The following is a 15501-nucleotide window of genomic DNA, read 5'->3' as shown; positions in this document are numbered from 1 at the left end:
GCGCGACGTAGAACAGAAAATCCTTCCCGGCATCACCCACTGGCAGTCGCCGAACTTCTACGCCTATTTTCCCGGAAACTCCAGCGGGCCTTCGGTACTGGGTGAGTTGCTTTCGGCGGCGGTTGGCATCCAGGGAATGCTTTGGGTTACCGGGCCTGCCTGCACCGAACTCGAAGCCCACGTCCTCGATTGGCTGGTGGAGATGCTGGATCTGCCGCGGCAATACCTTTCTTCCAGCAGCGGCGGTGGGGTGATTCAGGATTCGGCCTCGAGCTCATCTTTGTGCGCGATCCTGGCGGCGCGGGAGCGCGCCACAAATTTTGAGAGCAACGCCCATGGATGCCGCCAGCCGCTGGTGGCTTATACCTCGTCGCAGGCGCACTCTTCGATCGAGAAAGACATCAAGATTGCCGGCATCGGTTCGCAGAATCTGCGACTGATCGAAGTAGATTCCAACTTTGCCATGCGTCCTGAGCTTCTGGAAAAAGCCATCGAAGCCGACAAGCGCAATGGCCTGCTGCCCTTTTTCGTCTGCGCCACGGTGGGAACGACTTCAACCATGGCCTTCGATCCGCTGGCGGAGATCGGCGCCATCTGCCGCAAGCACGGCCTGTGGCTGCACGCCGATGCCGCCATGGCAGGGACGGCAGCGCTTTGTCCGGAGTTCCGCTCCATGCACAAAGGGATAGAGTTCGCTGACAGCTACGTCTTTGACGCCCACAAGTGGATGTTCACTAACTTCGACTGCAGTTGCTTCTACGTTGCTGACCGCAAGGCGCTGATCAACAGCCTCTCGGTGGTGCCGGAATATCTGCGTACGCAGGCCTCTACTTCCGGCGAGGTCACCGACTACCGCGATTGGCATGTGCCTCTGGGGCGACGCTTTCGGGCGCTGAAGTTGTGGTTCGTGATCCGGCATTACGGAGTAGAGGGATTGCAGTTCCATATCCGGCGGCATGTGAAGTGCGCCCAGAAATTTGCGGAGTGGGTGAGCAACGACTCCGCTTTTGAAATTGCCGCTCCCCCGCAGCTTAATCTGGTTTGCTTCAGGCTGAAGGGCGAAGACGACCTCAACCAGAGGTTAATGGACCGGCTCAACCAGAGCGGCGAACTCTATCTTTCTCATACAAAGCTGAATGGCAAGCTGGTGCTGCGGCTGTGCGTAGGTCAGACCATGACCGAAGAGCGCCACGTCGAGCGCGCGTGGCAGGCGATAACACGGGAGGCGTCACAATTGTGTCATTGAATCACCGGGTCATTGAGTCATTGGTACTCGATCCCCAAATGATTCAATGATCCGATGACTCAATGATTCAATTTCTCTGTGCCTCTGTGGTGAACTTCTCCTTTGTGGTTTAATTATCAAAATGTCTAAAAAACGCGCAAAAAAAATCAAACTTCTGCTTTTCGACGTGGATGGTGTTCTGACCGACGGCAAGATCTGGTTATTTCCTGCACCTGCCGGCTTTGAGCCGATGGCGGAAAAAAAGGCCGCTGAGAACGCCGAGATCGGCGGTTATTCCATCTCCGGTGGCTCCATGATGGAGGCCAAAGGCTTCAATGCACACGATGGCGCCGCGATTTCGTTGGCGCGGCTGGGCGGGCTCAAGACCGGACTGATTACCAAGCGCATCTCAGAAACCGTGGCGTTGCGGGCCAAGGACCTGCGGCTTGACCACGTCTATCAGGGCATTGCCAACAAGCTGGGGGCATTTCGGGAGATCCTGGAAAAAGAAAAGCTCGATGCCAGCGAAGCCGCCTTCGTTGGCGACGACGTTATTGATCTGCCGGTGATGCGCAACTGTGGTCTGGCCATCGCTGTCCCCAATGGCCGCGAAGACGTGAAAGAAGAAGCCCACTGGATTACCGAGCACTGCGGCGGAGACGGCGCGCTGCGCGACGCAGTAGAGTACATTCTGCGCGCGCAAGGAAAGCTCAAGCGCGTGGTGGAGGAGTACATCACGGAGCGGAAGACGAAGACAGTGAAGCTGAGTGATTAGGAATCAGCATTCAGCCGAGGGCATGCTGAGTGGGCACAACAGGGCAGAGACGTAGCAAGCTACGTCTCTACTCATGAAGTTTCACCGATCTATGGTGCCGGAGGATTCGGGTCCGGGGGAATCTGCAAGACCTTGGACCTTGCCGCCATGAGATCAACGAAGCGCGGATCTTTGCGCATGCCGGTAAACTCGCGGTCCTTATACACATCATCAACTGCGTTGTATCCATCCTCGATGGCTTTCCTCAGATAGATCAAACAACGATCGGAGTTTCCCAGGCCAGCGTACATTTTGGCGATTACGTACTCATATTTGGCGCGGTCTTCGGCTGAAGCCAGTTGCAGCGATACTCCACCGCGCGACTTGCGCTCAAAAATATCGGGATCTATGGTCAGCGCCTTGGAATACTCTATCGAGGCCTTCTCGTACTGCTTTAGCGCAAAGTATGCCGTGCCCAGATTGCTGTGGAACGAGGCGGAGTCGTCGCGCAGCTTAATCGCCTGTTGATATCGCCTGGCCGCGCGGCCGTAGTTTTTGTGGATGTATTCCACCACGCCAAGATTGTTATAAGGCTCTGCATAGGCCTTATTCATCTTGGTCGAGCGCTCGAATTCGCGCTTGGCGGCGTCGTAGCGCAACATCTCCAGGTAGGTTATCCCGACTTTGTTGTGCAAGATGGCGGAGTCGGCCTTGGCTATGGCGGCGTGATAGTAATCGAGCGCGTCGGCAAAGGCCTTTTCACCGCGAAGATCGTCGGCAGTATCCTCCAATTCCTGGGCGGTGGCGTTCGGCGGCGGCGGCTCGGCTTTGCGGATCTGTTGCGGCACCAAGGCGGTGCTGCTGGGCCCATTGTCGGGCTTGATTGGTTTCTCTACAGGCTCTTGAGGCTGAGGCCGAGCTTGAGGCTGGGGCTGCGCTTGCAGTTGAGTTTTAGGTTGAGCTTGAGGTTGAGCTTGGGGTTGGGCTGCAGGCGGGGCGGGAGGCAAGGCCTGGATTAATTTAACCGGCACTTGAGGCAGCGCCATAAAGGCTGCCAAAACAGCATAATGAACCAGAAACATACAAACCTCCTTAGAGATCAGTTTCGTGGCACTGGGTCCGCCTGTGATCCGGGAGTTGGCTGGGCCACGGGCGCGTTCTTATCCCCTTTCTTTTCTTTATCATCGCCACTCCCAGTAAACAATCGGCCCCAGAAACCTTTTTTCTTCTTCGACTGGTCCTGATTATCAGGAGCAGCTTCAGCGACAGCACCAGATGGGGAGGGTTCCTGACTAGCATTAGACACCGCAGAGGGGGGCGAAGGTTTCGTACTTTGACCAAATATTTTCGAGAAAAATCCGCTGACACCCCCGGCTCCGGATTGGTCGCAGAAATCACGCGGCTCGGTCCCGGCCACGAAAATTGCATAGTAGTCGTCGGGGCAGGAAGGATCAGCCAGGCGATTGGTTGTCTTGTCGAGTTTTACGCCGATCACGCCTGCAGGAGCAGGGAAGGGCTGGGGATTGTTGTATCCCTGCACAGTTATGGCCCGCTTCATGAATTCGGCCCAGATGGGCGCTGCGGTATAGGCGCCGCTGAGACGGAGATCGCTGTAGTCGTCGTATCCGACCCAGACGATGCAGAGCAGGTTGCTGGTATATCCGGCGAACCAGGCATCGTGCGATGTTCCAGTCTTACCGGCGGCGGGGGCAGTAAAGCCCCGGCTGCGGACCCCGGCAGCAGTGCCGAAGTTCAGCACGCCCTGCATCATGTCCGTCATGACGTAAGCCACACGGGGATCGAGCACCTGCTCGTGCTTGGTAGAAAAGTTTTCGACTATGTTGCCGCGGGCGTCGCGCAGAGAGGTAATCATGATGGGCTGAATGCGTGTGCCACCGTTGGCGAAGACGGTGTATGCGCCCGCCATATCCACAGGGGTGGCATCGTAGGCACCCAGCGCCATGGCCGGAGTGGCCTGCACAGATTTGATTCCGGCGGCATGGGCGAGTTGCGCCACTTTGTCATAGCCGACTTGCTCAGCCAACTTCACGGTAGCGTTATTCAGCGACATGGCTAGCGCGTAACGAGCAGTTACCGGCCCATGGTACTCCTCTTTGTAGTTACGTGGCTCATAAATTTGATCGCCATAGGTAAACGTAGTGGGGGAGTCATCAAGCATGCTGGCGGGAGTCAGAACGGTATCGGCTCCATTGATGGCTGTATTCATGGCGGCCGCATAGACAAACGGCTTGAAGCTGGATCCCGTAGGCCGCTTAGCTACGGCATGATTCAACTGGCTCGTGCCGTAATTGCGGCCGCCGACCAGGGCAAGTATTTCCCCGGTATGCGGATCGAGCGCCACCAGCGCCACCTGCGCCTCCGGGCCAGGGGTAACCACGGTTTCTCTTTGCGCGCCTTTGCCTTTGCCCTTGACCACGGTATGGGTGCGCAATTTCTTTACCTGGGCATCCACCTCTTTGATTCCCACAGCAACCGCCTCGGCGGCGGCCTTTTGCAGATTAGGATCCAGAGTGGTGTAGATGCGATAGGCGTTTTCGTTAACGTCTTTTTCGTTGTACTTGGCAATCAGCGTGTCGCGAACCAAGTCAACGAAATAAGGGGCTTCGCTGGCTTCCACGTTAGGCGAAGCCAATTTGAGCGGAGTGGCTTTAGCGCGGTCGGCCTCTTCCTGGGTGATGGCGCCGGTTTCTACCATGCCATCAATCACCAGATTGCGGCGCTCCAGGGTGCGCTCGGGGGATTTATAAGGATTGTAGTAACTCGGCCGCTGAATGATGCCGGCCAAAAGCGCAGCTTCAGGAAGCGTGAGGTTCTTCAGGTCCTTGCCAAAATATGCCTGGGAGGCTTCGCCGAAGCCGGTGATGTTAAAAGAACCACGCTGCCCCAGATAAATCTGGTTGGCGTAGAGCTCGAAGATCTGTTTCTTATTGAACTTCTGCTCCAGGATCATGGAGATGAGCATCTCCGTCAGCTTGCGCTTGTAGGTTTTCTCCTGGGTGAGGAAGAATCCGCGCGCAATCTGCATGGTCAGGGTAGAGCCGCCTTCCATGTAGGTGTGCTTATGCATAGCGTCGTTGCGGGCTGCACCCAACATGCGGATATAGTCCACGCCGCCGTGCTGGAAGAAGCGGCGGTCTTCGATGGCCAGCACTGCATCCACCAGTACCTTGGGGATATCTTCGTAGCGCACCAGGCGGCGCTTGGAGCGCTGTTCGCCCTCGAAGAGCGCAGTGAGCAGCGGGGGTTCAAGCTCATAGGCATTGAGCTCGCGTCCGTCATTGATTGCGCTGATGCGCTCAACCTTGCCGCCTGAAGCGGTAATGACTGCGCCCTCAGGGCTATGGTAAGAGTTCACCCCCGGACGCACTTCAATTCCGTGCTGGATCAGACGGAAGGTGCCGATCTTCTGGTCGTCGGGCTGGTCTTCCGAATATCCGGCACGATGCAGTTCAGCCATGATTCCACGGCTGTCATATTTGTCCCCTGGATGCAACGTGCTGGGCCGGGCGTAGATTTTGGCAGCATTGCTGAAAATCTGGCCGCGCATGCGGCGGTCTACAATGCGCTCGTATTTGATGTAGAAAAAGGCAAAGATGCCCATCCCGATGGTTCCTACGATCAGGAGGGTAATCAATCCGATTTTTACGATGGGTCGAGAGAGGGTCGCGCGCCAATTGCGCTTGGTTTTTGGCGGTTTGGCGGCCCCGTTTTTTGCGCGGGCGGGTTGGGGTTTTCCGTTCAAGATTAACCTAGAGACTCCTGTATTGTTCGATGCCGGCAGAGGCCAAAACGGCCATCTGCTGCCTGCCGGACAGCCGGTGTTGCTTTTTATTCTATCGCGTTTAAAAGTTCAGACGAGCGGCGTATGTGCCATGCACATTAACTATTCGTTGCAAATTCATTCGACGTATGCGAGGGCGGCCGCCGTTGCCTACCCCCGGTCCAGCTTTAATTCAATCGGCTTGCTGCTCTTTCGGCAAGCTCGACCTTCGAAAAGTGTGGGCAAGAAGCCCACGACAGCCGGCCAGATGCCGACGCTGCATTAAATTCCCTTGTTCGCCGAGGCGTCGTTGAAATGCAAATCCGTCGGGAAAAAGGGCAAGTCTACGTGCACGGTGTAGTCCACGTTGATTTGAACCTGAAGCCTCCCTACGGTGACGTGAATCTGCTCTGCAGTGATAGGGAGGTCATCATTCCGGGCTTCTTTTAAAACCTCATTGCGGATGGTATCTTCTGACAGGTTGCTGTAAGAGGTCCTTGTGGCCTCATGATCCAGATAATCCTGAAATTGGTAGTTCTTAAAATAGGGCGGTACCAGCTGAAAGCAAAGATAAACAGAAGCCACTAGAAGCAAGATACCCAAAATTGGCTTGAAATATTTCATAGTGCAATAGCCGCCCACCCGAGGCGGAATAACTTATTTCTTCCGCATGCCGCGGAACTGAATTTCTGCGACCACCACTAGCGTCGTATTATCGCCGTAAACTCACTTGTGATGCCGCTGATAGTAGCATCAAGGCTCTCGCGTGTCGAGCGGTTGAACACTTCAATTTTACCCTCGGGAACCTTTTTGCCAACAGTAATTCGGTAAGGAATGCCGATCAAGTCGGCGTCCTTGAATTTTACCCCCGGCCGCTCATCGCGGTCATCGTAAAGCACATCGTAGCCCGCCTTGGTCAGAGTTTCAGCAATTTCTTTCGACGCCGGACCCAGGATGGCGTCCTTCACATTCGTAGGAGTGACCACCACATCGAAGGGAGCAATCGCAGGGGGCAGCCAGAAGCCTTCTTCATCGTGGCTCTGCTCGATGGCGGCGGTCAGGATGCGCTCCATGCCAATCCCATAGCTGCCCATGATGGGTGTAATCTCTTTGCCGTCTTTATCGAGCACACGCAGACCCATGGACTCAGAATACTTGTATCCCAGCTTGAAGATGTGCCCGATCTCGACGGCTTTGGCCACCTTCAGTGGAGCCCCGCAGTTTACGCAGCCTTCGCCGGCAGCGGCGTTGCGCAAATCCACCCACTCGGTTACGCCGAAATCCCGGCCCGGAGTGACGTTGCGTAAGTGGAAATTCTCTTTGTTCGCCCCGGCGATAAGGTTTTTGCGTCCTTTGAGCGCGTTGTCGCCCAGGATAATGGGCAACGCCTCAAGCAGGATGCGCTGGGTCTGGCTGCCGCCCATATCGGCGTGAAAAGCCGCAAGCCCAACCGGACCAAGAAACCCGGCCGGCGAACGGAAAACCTGCTGAATCTCTTCCGGGCGCATGGGACGGGTTTCACTTCCGTTCAATGCCCCGGCAAGCTTGGCCTCGTTCAGAGTATGGTCTCCGCGCAAAAGCACGACCACCGGACGCGTGCGCGTTTCCTTGGTCTTGGGGTCTTCGCTGATTTGCATCAGCGCCAGGGTCTTGATCTTTTGCGTGGGCGAGACCTTGAGAAACTTGGAAACCTCTTCAATCGTCTTCATGCCCGGCGTGGAAACCAGCTCAGGCTTCGGCCCGGTCGGCTCTAAGTCTTCCACCGGAGGAAGCGTGGAAGCTGCCTTCTCGAGGTTGGCGGCATAATCACATTTCTCGCAGGTCGCAATCAGGTCTTCGCCGGCTTCGGTCGTGATCATGAACTCGTGCGATTGCGAGCCGCCCATCGAGCCCGAGTGGGCCTCAACCACGGAATATTTCAATCCGCAGCGGTCGAAGATGGCGCGGTAGACGTCATAGTGTTTTTTATAAGAGAGATCGAGCCCGGCGGCGTCAACGTCGAAGGAATACGAATCCTTCATGATGAACTGGCGCACGCGCAACAGCCCCGATTTAGGACGGGGTTCGTCGCGGAACTTGGTCTGGATCTGATACCAGACCTGCGGCAGTTGCCGGTAACTGCGCAGCTCGTTGCGTGCGATATCGGTCATGACCTCTTCGTGGGTCATGCCCAGGCACAGGTCGGCCCCTTTGCGGTCCTTGAGGCGAAACATGTTGTCGCCCATGACCGCCCAGCGCCCGCTGGCCTCCCATATTTCACGGGGATTGAGCGCCGGCAGGTAGAACTCCTGCCCGATCTTGTCCATCTCCTGGCGGACGATGTTGGTGATCTTCAGGATCGAACGCTGGCCGAGAAACAAATAAGAATAAATTCCGGCGGCGAGCTGGCGGATGTATCCCGCGCGCAACAGGTATTTGTGGCTGGCGACCTCGGCATCGGCCGGGGCCTCGCGCAGTGTAGGGATAAACAGTTGTGACCAGAGCTGCATAGAAGTTTAAGAGCTAAAACTGTAGTGACGAATCATTGATTCTAATTCATTGGCGGCAAGTCGCGAAACTCCCTGAAGGCGCAATAATCGCAAACTAGTTTGGATTCCTGAAAATGTTGCTACTGTTGGGGCCACTCGTAGGGGAACATCTTTCCAGCTTGTTCTGGCGTGAGTTGGACTCCAAGCGTCTCAGCGGCATGGGCCAGGACTGGATCGCGTTCATTTGCCAGATCAGCAGCAGTGGGCAGAACAATCTCATCTGGTGTTACCCCTGTATGCTCAAGGCTCTTGCCGTCGGTCATAATAAGATCGGCGTCAGTGATGGATGCGCCGAAGAAGACAACGGTTCCCATACCGATCTGGTAACTGTATTCCTTGGCTTCCATGACGCTGCCCGAAGTTTGGTCGCCAAGGACTACTCCCCGTTTTTCAATCTGAACCAGGCGCGCAAAAATCTCTGCCGCCGAGGCGGACTGGCTATCCACAAGCACAACCAGCTTGCCGCTGAAATGGTTATGGCCAATGACCTTGACGACCTGAGGTTTCCTTGTATCTCGCCCAACCCGGTCGGCGATCTTCACATTATTTTCAAATATGTGGCCGATCAGATACGCAAGTGTATCCACACTGCCGCCGGGATTACCGCGCAAATCCAAAATTAGCGCTTTATGTTTACGCGCTTTGCCAATGATGTTGTCCAATTCCGATTCGGAAAAGAAGAAGCTGGAAAACTTCAGGACCATCAGGTCATCACTCACTTCGGCGTAACGGATTCGCATGAGATGTTCTTCGTTTTCTATCTCACGTAGAAGAGGCCAGATGCCGTTGCCGGTCAGATCCCTGACATGCACAAGTTCCGTGATTTTTGCCGCTACATCAACCTGACTCTCGCCGCCCCTGGGGTCGCGCAGATTCAGATGCAGCCCGGGCTGCGGGCGTAGGATGTTGAACATATATTGTATTTTCCAGAGATTGTCCCGAATTGGGGTATAGCCGTTGATCGCCAGCACCTCGTCTCCGGGCCTTACATCTTTGGCATCGGCGTCGCTGTTGGGACGCACACGGACAACATAGCAGCGGTCGCCGATCATTTGAGGCTGCCAGCCGTAGTCGTGGCGGTAAGGACGCTGCGGAGGAACAAAAAAGGTGTGGGAGTCGTGCAGGGTATCCAGCGCTGCCGCGATCTCGGCAAGCGCCAGGTTCATGGTCTCCGCTTTATCAATCTTCTGCCTGGCTTCTTTGACCGCTGCGTCCCAGTCCACCCCATGGAACTTCGGGTCGTAGTAGTGTTTGCGAACGTCGTCGGCGATGTCACGCAGCATATCTAGTATCTGGCCACGCTCACGACCAGATATCTGCTGTTGCTGTGACCATCCCGCAGTCGTAAGCAGTCCGGCGAGCGCAATCGCCACATAGATAAATGCCTTCTTCGCGCACATAAGCATCCCTCCATTGCTTTATGACAACAACTGTGCGACGGCGCTCTCGACGTGAATCTTGGTCGTGTCCAAAAACGGAATGCCGGCGGTGGCATCACGCAGAATCAAGGGCAGCTCGGTGCCGCCCAGAATGAGGCCTTCAATGCCCTCGCGTTTCTGCAACGCGTTCACGATGGCCAGCAGGCGCTCGCGGGTTTCCGGCAGAAAAATGCCGTTGACTAATTCGCCCATGTATTTCTCATGAATGTAGGCCTGTTCGCCTTCGTCAGGCGTGACCAGCACGATACCTTCGCGAGAAAAAATCTCAGGATAAAAGCGCCCTTGCATGGTGAACCGAGTGCCAAGCAGGCCCAGTTTCTTCAGGCCGCGGAGCTTGGCGGCATCGCAAGTAGCTTGCGCAATGCTGATCAACGGAATGGGGGACTGGCGTTGAACTTCATCAAAAACAATATGCGCAGTATTGGCGGCTAGCAAGCCGAAATCTGCTCCCGCTTTGGCCAGCTTGTGTAGTTCGGCAACGATGTACTCGGCTACTTGGACAAATTCACCAGCCGTAATCAGGTCCACTGCTTTTTGCAAATTAATGCTGTTGATGATGATGGAGGGGTAGCTACCATCCTTTTTCTTCTCGCGATACGAGGCAATGATGAAACGGTAGTACTCGATAGTAGATTCTGGCCCAATGCCGCCGATGATGCCTAAGGTCTTCATCTTGGAGAGCGCCCAGGTTATTTCGCAACGTTATTTTGGAGCCAGGCTTTTGAGCAGCTCACGCGCCAGCTTCTGCGCCTCGCCGAAATGCTTCTGATATTCCAGGAATGTCCGGTTGGCTTCGATGGAGCGCTCAGGCGGCAAATGCGCGCGCAAAATCATATCGCGCACATGCACCGGGTTGGGCAGCACAGCTTCTTCGTTCAGCTCTTCAAGCGCGGTTTGTATGTTGTAGTGATACATAGAATTGTCGAATTGGGGAATTGCGTAATTGTGTAATTGGGCTAGGTCGCATTTCAATTCTACAATTACCCGATTACCCAATTATGCAATTCTTACACCATTTCCGTTCCCCACAAATCGTGCAGGTGAACAATGCCTTCGACCTTGCCGGTCGAATCCACAACCACGAGTGAGGTAATCTTGCGCTGCTCCATGATGTTCAGGGCGGCGGAGGCGAATTGCGTCGCCGAGATGGTTTGCGGCGAGCGCGTCATGCACTCTTTGGCGGTCAGGTCCATCACATCTTTGCCGCGTTTTTCCAGCAGGCGGCGCAGGTCGCCATCGCTGATGATGCCCACCAGCTTCTCGCGTTCGACCACGGTTGTGATTCCCAGGCCCTTGCGCGACATCTCGTAGATGACATCGTGCATTTTGGTGTGCGGCCCGACGCGTGGCACGGCGTCGCCGGAATGCATCAGGGATTCCACCAGCGCCAGCTTCTTGCCCAGCTTGCCGCCGGGATGCAGGTCGGCAAAATCGGTCTCCTTGAATCCGCGCCGGTCAGAGAGCGCGACCGCCAGGGCATCGCCCAGCGCCAGCATGGCCGTGGTGGAAGCGGTGGGCGCAAGGCCCAGGGAGCAGGCTTCTTTATCCACGGAGCAATCGAGGGCCACATCGGCGGCGGTGACCAGGGTAGAAACTTTTTTTGCGTTTTTGGATGTCTTAGTGCCGTTGTAGAGTTTGTCGCCGGTAACCGAGATCAGTTGAATGCCCAGGCGCTTGATGGTGACCAGCAACCGCAGAATTTCTTCGGTCTCACCGCTGGAAGAGAGGGCAAGCACCACGTCTCCGCGGACAAGCACGCCGAGGTCACCGTGCATGGCCTCAGCAGGATGCAGGAAAAGCGCGGGGGTACCCGTAGAGCTGAGAGTAGCGGCAATCTTGCGCCCAATGATGCCGCTCTTGCCCATGCCGGTGACGACCACGCGTCCTTTGCAGGCGTGCAGCAGTGCAAGCGCGCGCTCGAATGCGGCAGACATAGGTCCACGAATGCGCGCCGCCAGCTCGCGCAAGGCCTCAGCCTCGATGCGAACCACATTTTCACCGATATGCGATTTCTTACTCGCCTTCATAGGAAAGAAGGATGTTAACAGAAGATTAACAGTGAGAGCAGTCGCGGGGCAGATATGTCCACTCTAAACTTGCGAATCCAAATCATCTTCGTGTCCTTTGTGTTCTTTCCTTTGTGCCCTTTGTGGTTAAAGATTACTCTTTCCATTTTTCCAGGAACGCTTCCAAATCTTCCGGGCCGAGGGTGCGGGTGGATTTAAACTCTCCGTCGCGCTGGCTGAACAGCAGTGTGCCGTCGCTCTTCACCACGGCCAGGGCCGGCACACCTTTTTCCAGCGGCACCTGGAAGCGTTCGGCCAAATCGTGGTTATTGTTCGTCTCTGACCCGCCAATATCAACATGCAGGACCACATAATTTTTTTCTACCAGCGGCTCGAGGTCAGGACGATGAAAAGCGAGGTCGAGTACGTGACAGTCAAACGACCAGTTGGCGCCAAAGATCACTAAGACGTGCTTCTTCTCCTTGGCGGCATCGGCCAGCGCCTGATTTAATTCGGCGTGGGCGTCGGCATCCGGGGGGAAAAGGTTGTGGTGCGACATATGGGCATGCACCGGAAGCTCAAGCCGGGTGAGTTCGCCGCGCACAACCTGCACAATACGCCATCCACCTTTCTGCTCCTGCCAGTATTGCACCGCCCGCAGATACCATGTGTGCGCTGTGCCGGTGGCAGGCGCGGAGGTGATGACTGCCTGAAACATCACTTGCTCGTTTTTTGTATTCTCGCCCGGTTTTACGTCCAGATCGTCAAAGGTCAGGCTGGTGAGGCCGGCTTCTTTACGCTCTTTCCAGAATTTGAGTTCTTCATCGGGGCCCTGGCTTTCCGTGATCGCGCCTTTGATGATTACCGGAGGCTGGGTGGAGTACGTCGCTTGCAGCGTTGCCGAATCCCCGGCTAGTATCGCCTGCCGCCAGTGCTCCAAAGGCTCGAAGCTGCCGGCAGCGGCCGCGTTACTCGTCGGGCCTTGAGCGAAAAGAGGACCGGTCACAAGAAGCAGAAATAGGAAAACCGAAAGGACCCGGCAGCAAAAGCGCATGTGAGTCTCCACAAGTTGTGAACAACGATGTTAGCATCTGGATTGCAATTGCAAGCAGGCAAAGGTTGTTGAACCTTGGTTCTTTATTTATAGGCAAGTTCCCTGCTAATATCACTGCATCCCCGACCCTAAATTCCAGGAAGGTTATGTCCGGCTACGCCTACATTGCTGCAGGGAAGATGAAACTTAAGCTCGGGGAGTCGCCCGTCCACGAGATTGACAGCAAGTTTGGAAATTCTTTGCGGCAGCGCGTCCAGGATATCCAGAACCGCAACGCGTGGAAGCGCGAGGGGACCGGAGCGCAATTCATGCTGCGCGGGGCGGCGCTGTGGGGTGCGAATGCTGCCGAACCGGAAAGCATGAGGATGACCATCACCGGCCTGTGTTGCGGATGCGCTGCCGACGAACTCTTTTATACGCTTGAGACCCCGGAGGTCGGCGGAGTTTTTTCGCTGCGTGATTCTGCCCGGCAGGAGCAGCGCTTGCTGCATACCAGCGATTACCGGCTGTCCCAGATCCACGCTTTGCCGGGGAAGGACCGCTTGACGTGTGTGATCCGGCACAAGGCGGGCAACTCGAGCATTGCTGTCATGCGCTCGGATTGCAGCGAACTGGCGGAAGCTACGCAGGGAGACTCCATAGACCTGGCCCCGCGCTGGGTCCCAGGCAGGGAAGATGCGGAAGGGCCGGGCAAGCCAGATGGGGAAGGAAAAATCGTATTTCAATCCGCCGGGATTGCGCGCAACGCGCAAGGGGTGGCGGCCGGGCGCAGTCCGTTCAGCATTCAAATGCTCACTCTGCAGGGAGGCGAAGTAAGCTCGCTGGTGGAAGATCCTGAGCATGACTTGCTGGCGCCGCAAATGGATGCCGAAGGCGCGCTGTATTACATCTGCAAACCGTATGAGAAGCCGGTGGCCAGGGTAAATTGGCTGCGCGCCGCACTCGATTTTTTGCTGTTCCCGTTCCGGTTGCTCAATGCTTTGTTCCACTACCTGAATTTTTTCAGCGCGCGCTACAGCGGCAAGACCCTGATGAGCTCAGGTGCAGCCAAGCAGCAGGAGATGGACCTCAGACGGATGATGATTTACGGCAATATGGTGGATGCCGCTGAAGCATTGAAAGGACAATCCGGCGAAACCGCGCCCGACCTGGTCCCGAAATCGTGGGAATTGGTGCGCCAGGCCCCCGATGGATCGCGCACAACCTTGGCGAAATCGGTGTTGTCATTCGACGTGTGCACCGACGGCTCTATCCTCTATTCCAACGGAAGCGCAGTGTTCAGGCTCGAGCCCAACGGCCAATCCAAGCAGTTGCAAAAAGATGCTTTCATCGAGCAGGTCATCGCGATTCCTTAAAACAACTTGGCTGCTGGTGGTCCCATTGTGGTATCAAAACGCTGACTTTCGGGCACACCTGGATTATGATCGTCCCGGAAGCCTGCCCTGGCGAGCCGTGGGTGTATCTATCATTCAAGAATGTGAAGGCATCGTCCTGGGTGAGCGCGAAGCGAGCGCCGCATGAGCGCGAGCGCAGCGCTAGGGGCGCAGCAGTCTTGTTTTGGCGGCGGAGCCCCTTTAGATGAACGACGCTCTTTGAAAATTTGTAAAAGCAGTACTCAGAAACGGCCGCTGATGTTGCATATCCAGTAAACACCGCTGCCACTTCAGCTGGTGCTCCCCGCGACAGCGGCTCTCCCCAGTAAATACGCGGCGATCACGTTCCTTTTACCGATTCCAGTCACTTGCTGCAAGTGGGGTAGGGGGGCCGGTTTCCCGAGGTCAAAAACAGGAGCCGCAAATTACTAAAGGGTAAACGCGGCTTTCTAAGCGCGAGGAGACTGAGTAACTGCTTTTCTCACCGCCACCAATTCCAGGAGAACGCTGCGCAATTTTTTTAAGTCCAGCGCATTGGCTCCGTCGGATTTGGCGTTCTTGGGGTCATCGTGAACTTCCATAAAAATTCCATCTACGCCGGCGGCGACAGCGGCTCGCGCCAGCATGGGAATAAATTGCGGCTGGCCTCCTGACACAGCTTTCCCATTTTCTCCCGCTGAAGGAAGTTGCACAGAGTGTGTAGCGTCGAAGACCACCGGAGCGAACTCGCGCATGATGGGCAGCGAGCGCATATCCACCACCAGGTTGTTGTAGCCAAACGAGGCCCCGCGCTCGGTCACGAAGACGCGCTCGCATCCCGCGTCGCGGCATTTTTCCACGGCGTGGCGCATGTCCCAGGGAGAGACGAACTGGCCCTTCTTGATGTTCACCGCGCGTCCCGATTTAGCGGCGGCGATGATCAGGTCGGTCTGGCGGCAGAGAAAGGCGGGGATCTGGAGCACGTCCGCGACTTCGGCGACGCGCTGCACGTCCACGGCCTCGTGCACGTCGGTGAGCACAGGAATTCTCACCGTCTCTTTGATTTTTTGGAGAATGCGCAAACCAGCGCCAATGCCCAGACCGCGGTAGCTCGTGAGCGAAGTGCGGTTGGCCTTGTCGTAAGAGGCCTTGAAAATGTAAGGAATCCGCAGCGACCGGCTCACACCCTTGACGCACTCGGCCATCTTGATGGCGTGGGCCTCGCTCTCAATGACGCAAGGCCCGGCGATCAGAAACATCGCGTCGCCGCCGATTTCGACTTTGCCAACTTTAAAAGACAAGCTTTTAGCCTTGAGCTCCTAGCCTTTAGCTAAAAGCCAAAGGCTAAAAGCTTAAGACTAC

General features: G+C 56.0%; 13 protein-coding genes. 3 read left to right on the top strand and 10 right to left on the bottom strand.

Features of this window, described 5'->3' with window-relative positions; genetic code table 11:
* The coding region (locus tag VK738_16835; GenBank protein HTD24327.1) for a pyridoxal-dependent decarboxylase at positions 1 to 1246 on the top strand (1246 nt) is incomplete at its 5' end.
* 121 nt (positions 1247 to 1367) lie between these two features.
* Entirely contained in the window at positions 1368 to 2000 is a 633-nt protein-coding gene (locus VK738_16830; GenBank protein ID HTD24326.1) for an HAD hydrolase family protein, read from the top strand.
* Between the two features lie 89 nt (positions 2001 to 2089).
* Here VK738_16830 and VK738_16825 read toward each other — a convergent pair whose 3' ends face one another.
* The 9 genes from VK738_16825 to VK738_16785 all read right to left on the bottom strand — a co-directional run bounded on the left by VK738_16825 (position 2090) and on the right by VK738_16785 (position 12787).
* Positions 2090 to 3061, bottom strand: a complete 972-nt coding sequence (locus VK738_16825; protein ID HTD24325.1) for a tetratricopeptide repeat protein — start codon at positions 3059 to 3061, stop codon at positions 2090 to 2092.
* Between the two features lie 17 nt (positions 3062 to 3078).
* Entirely contained in the window at positions 3079 to 5742 is a 2664-nt protein-coding gene (locus VK738_16820; GenBank protein HTD24324.1) for a PBP1A family penicillin-binding protein, read from the bottom strand.
* A 300-nt stretch (positions 5743 to 6042) separates the two neighbouring features.
* The gene (locus tag VK738_16815; protein HTD24323.1) at positions 6043 to 6384 is read right to left on the bottom strand and encodes a hypothetical protein; all 342 of its coding nucleotides are present in this window, start codon (positions 6382 to 6384) and stop codon (positions 6043 to 6045) included.
* A 77-nt stretch (positions 6385 to 6461) separates the two neighbouring features.
* Entirely contained in the window at positions 6462 to 8249 is a 1788-nt protein-coding gene (locus VK738_16810) for a proline--tRNA ligase (protein ID HTD24322.1), read from the bottom strand.
* Positions 8250 to 8368: 119 nt separating this feature from the next.
* On the bottom strand, positions 8369 to 9688 hold the full coding sequence (locus VK738_16805) for a S41 family peptidase (GenBank protein ID HTD24321.1): 1320 nt from the start codon (positions 9686 to 9688) through the stop codon (positions 8369 to 8371).
* A gap of 18 nt (positions 9689 to 9706) precedes the next feature.
* Entirely contained in the window at positions 9707 to 10399 is a 693-nt protein-coding gene (locus tag VK738_16800; GenBank protein ID HTD24320.1) for an amino acid racemase, read from the bottom strand.
* A 30-nt stretch (positions 10400 to 10429) separates the two neighbouring features.
* Positions 10430 to 10699, bottom strand: coding sequence for a hypothetical protein (locus VK738_16795; GenBank protein ID HTD24319.1), 270 nt, complete (start codon positions 10697 to 10699; stop codon positions 10430 to 10432).
* Between the two features lie 35 nt (positions 10700 to 10734).
* Positions 10735 to 11754: a KpsF/GutQ family sugar-phosphate isomerase gene (locus tag VK738_16790; protein HTD24318.1), complete on the bottom strand. Its 1020-nt coding sequence runs from the start codon at positions 11752 to 11754 to the stop codon at positions 10735 to 10737.
* A 133-nt stretch (positions 11755 to 11887) separates the two neighbouring features.
* A complete protein-coding gene (locus VK738_16785) occupies positions 11888 to 12787 on the bottom strand; it encodes a thioredoxin family protein (protein ID HTD24317.1) in 900 nt (299 codons plus the stop codon).
* A 146-nt stretch (positions 12788 to 12933) separates the two neighbouring features.
* Between VK738_16785 and VK738_16780 the strand changes: the two genes are divergently transcribed.
* Positions 12934 to 14142: a hypothetical protein gene (locus VK738_16780; protein ID HTD24316.1), complete on the top strand. Its 1209-nt coding sequence runs from the start codon at positions 12934 to 12936 to the stop codon at positions 14140 to 14142.
* A gap of 467 nt (positions 14143 to 14609) precedes the next feature.
* Here the strand turns inward: VK738_16780 and kdsA are convergent, their stop codons facing one another.
* On the bottom strand, positions 14610 to 15440 hold the full coding sequence (gene kdsA / locus VK738_16775; protein HTD24315.1) for a 3-deoxy-8-phosphooctulonate synthase: 831 nt from the start codon (positions 15438 to 15440) through the stop codon (positions 14610 to 14612).
* Between the last annotated feature and the right edge of the window lie 61 nt (positions 15441 to 15501).

Source organism: Terriglobales bacterium, assembly GCA_035487355.1.
GTDB lineage: Bacteria > Acidobacteriota > Terriglobia > Terriglobales > Acidobacteriaceae > QIAW01.
This window is presented reverse-complemented; position numbering and strand designations above follow the sequence as displayed.

Excerpts from the sequence above, each read along its gene's own strand:
- VK738_16830 (HTD24326.1), top strand. The coding sequence starts at position 1,368 with ATGTCTAAAAAACGCGCAAAAAAAATCAAACTTCTGCTTTTCGACGTG.
- VK738_16825 (HTD24325.1), bottom strand. The coding sequence starts at position 3,061 with ATGTTTCTGGTTCATTATGCTGTTTTGGCAGCCTTTATGGCGCTGCCT.
- VK738_16815 (HTD24323.1), bottom strand. The coding sequence starts at position 6,384 with ATGAAATATTTCAAGCCAATTTTGGGTATCTTGCTTCTAGTGGCTTCT.
- VK738_16810 (HTD24322.1), bottom strand. The coding sequence starts at position 8,249 with ATGCAGCTCTGGTCACAACTGTTTATCCCTACACTGCGCGAGGCCCCG.
- VK738_16805 (HTD24321.1), bottom strand. The coding sequence starts at position 9,688 with ATGTGCGCGAAGAAGGCATTTATCTATGTGGCGATTGCGCTCGCCGGA.
- VK738_16800 (HTD24320.1), bottom strand. The coding sequence starts at position 10,399 with ATGAAGACCTTAGGCATCATCGGCGGCATTGGGCCAGAATCTACTATC.
- VK738_16790 (HTD24318.1), bottom strand. The coding sequence starts at position 11,754 with ATGAAGGCGAGTAAGAAATCGCATATCGGTGAAAATGTGGTTCGCATC.
- VK738_16785 (HTD24317.1), bottom strand. The coding sequence starts at position 12,787 with ATGCGCTTTTGCTGCCGGGTCCTTTCGGTTTTCCTATTTCTGCTTCTT.
- VK738_16780 (HTD24316.1), top strand. The coding sequence starts at position 12,934 with ATGTCCGGCTACGCCTACATTGCTGCAGGGAAGATGAAACTTAAGCTC.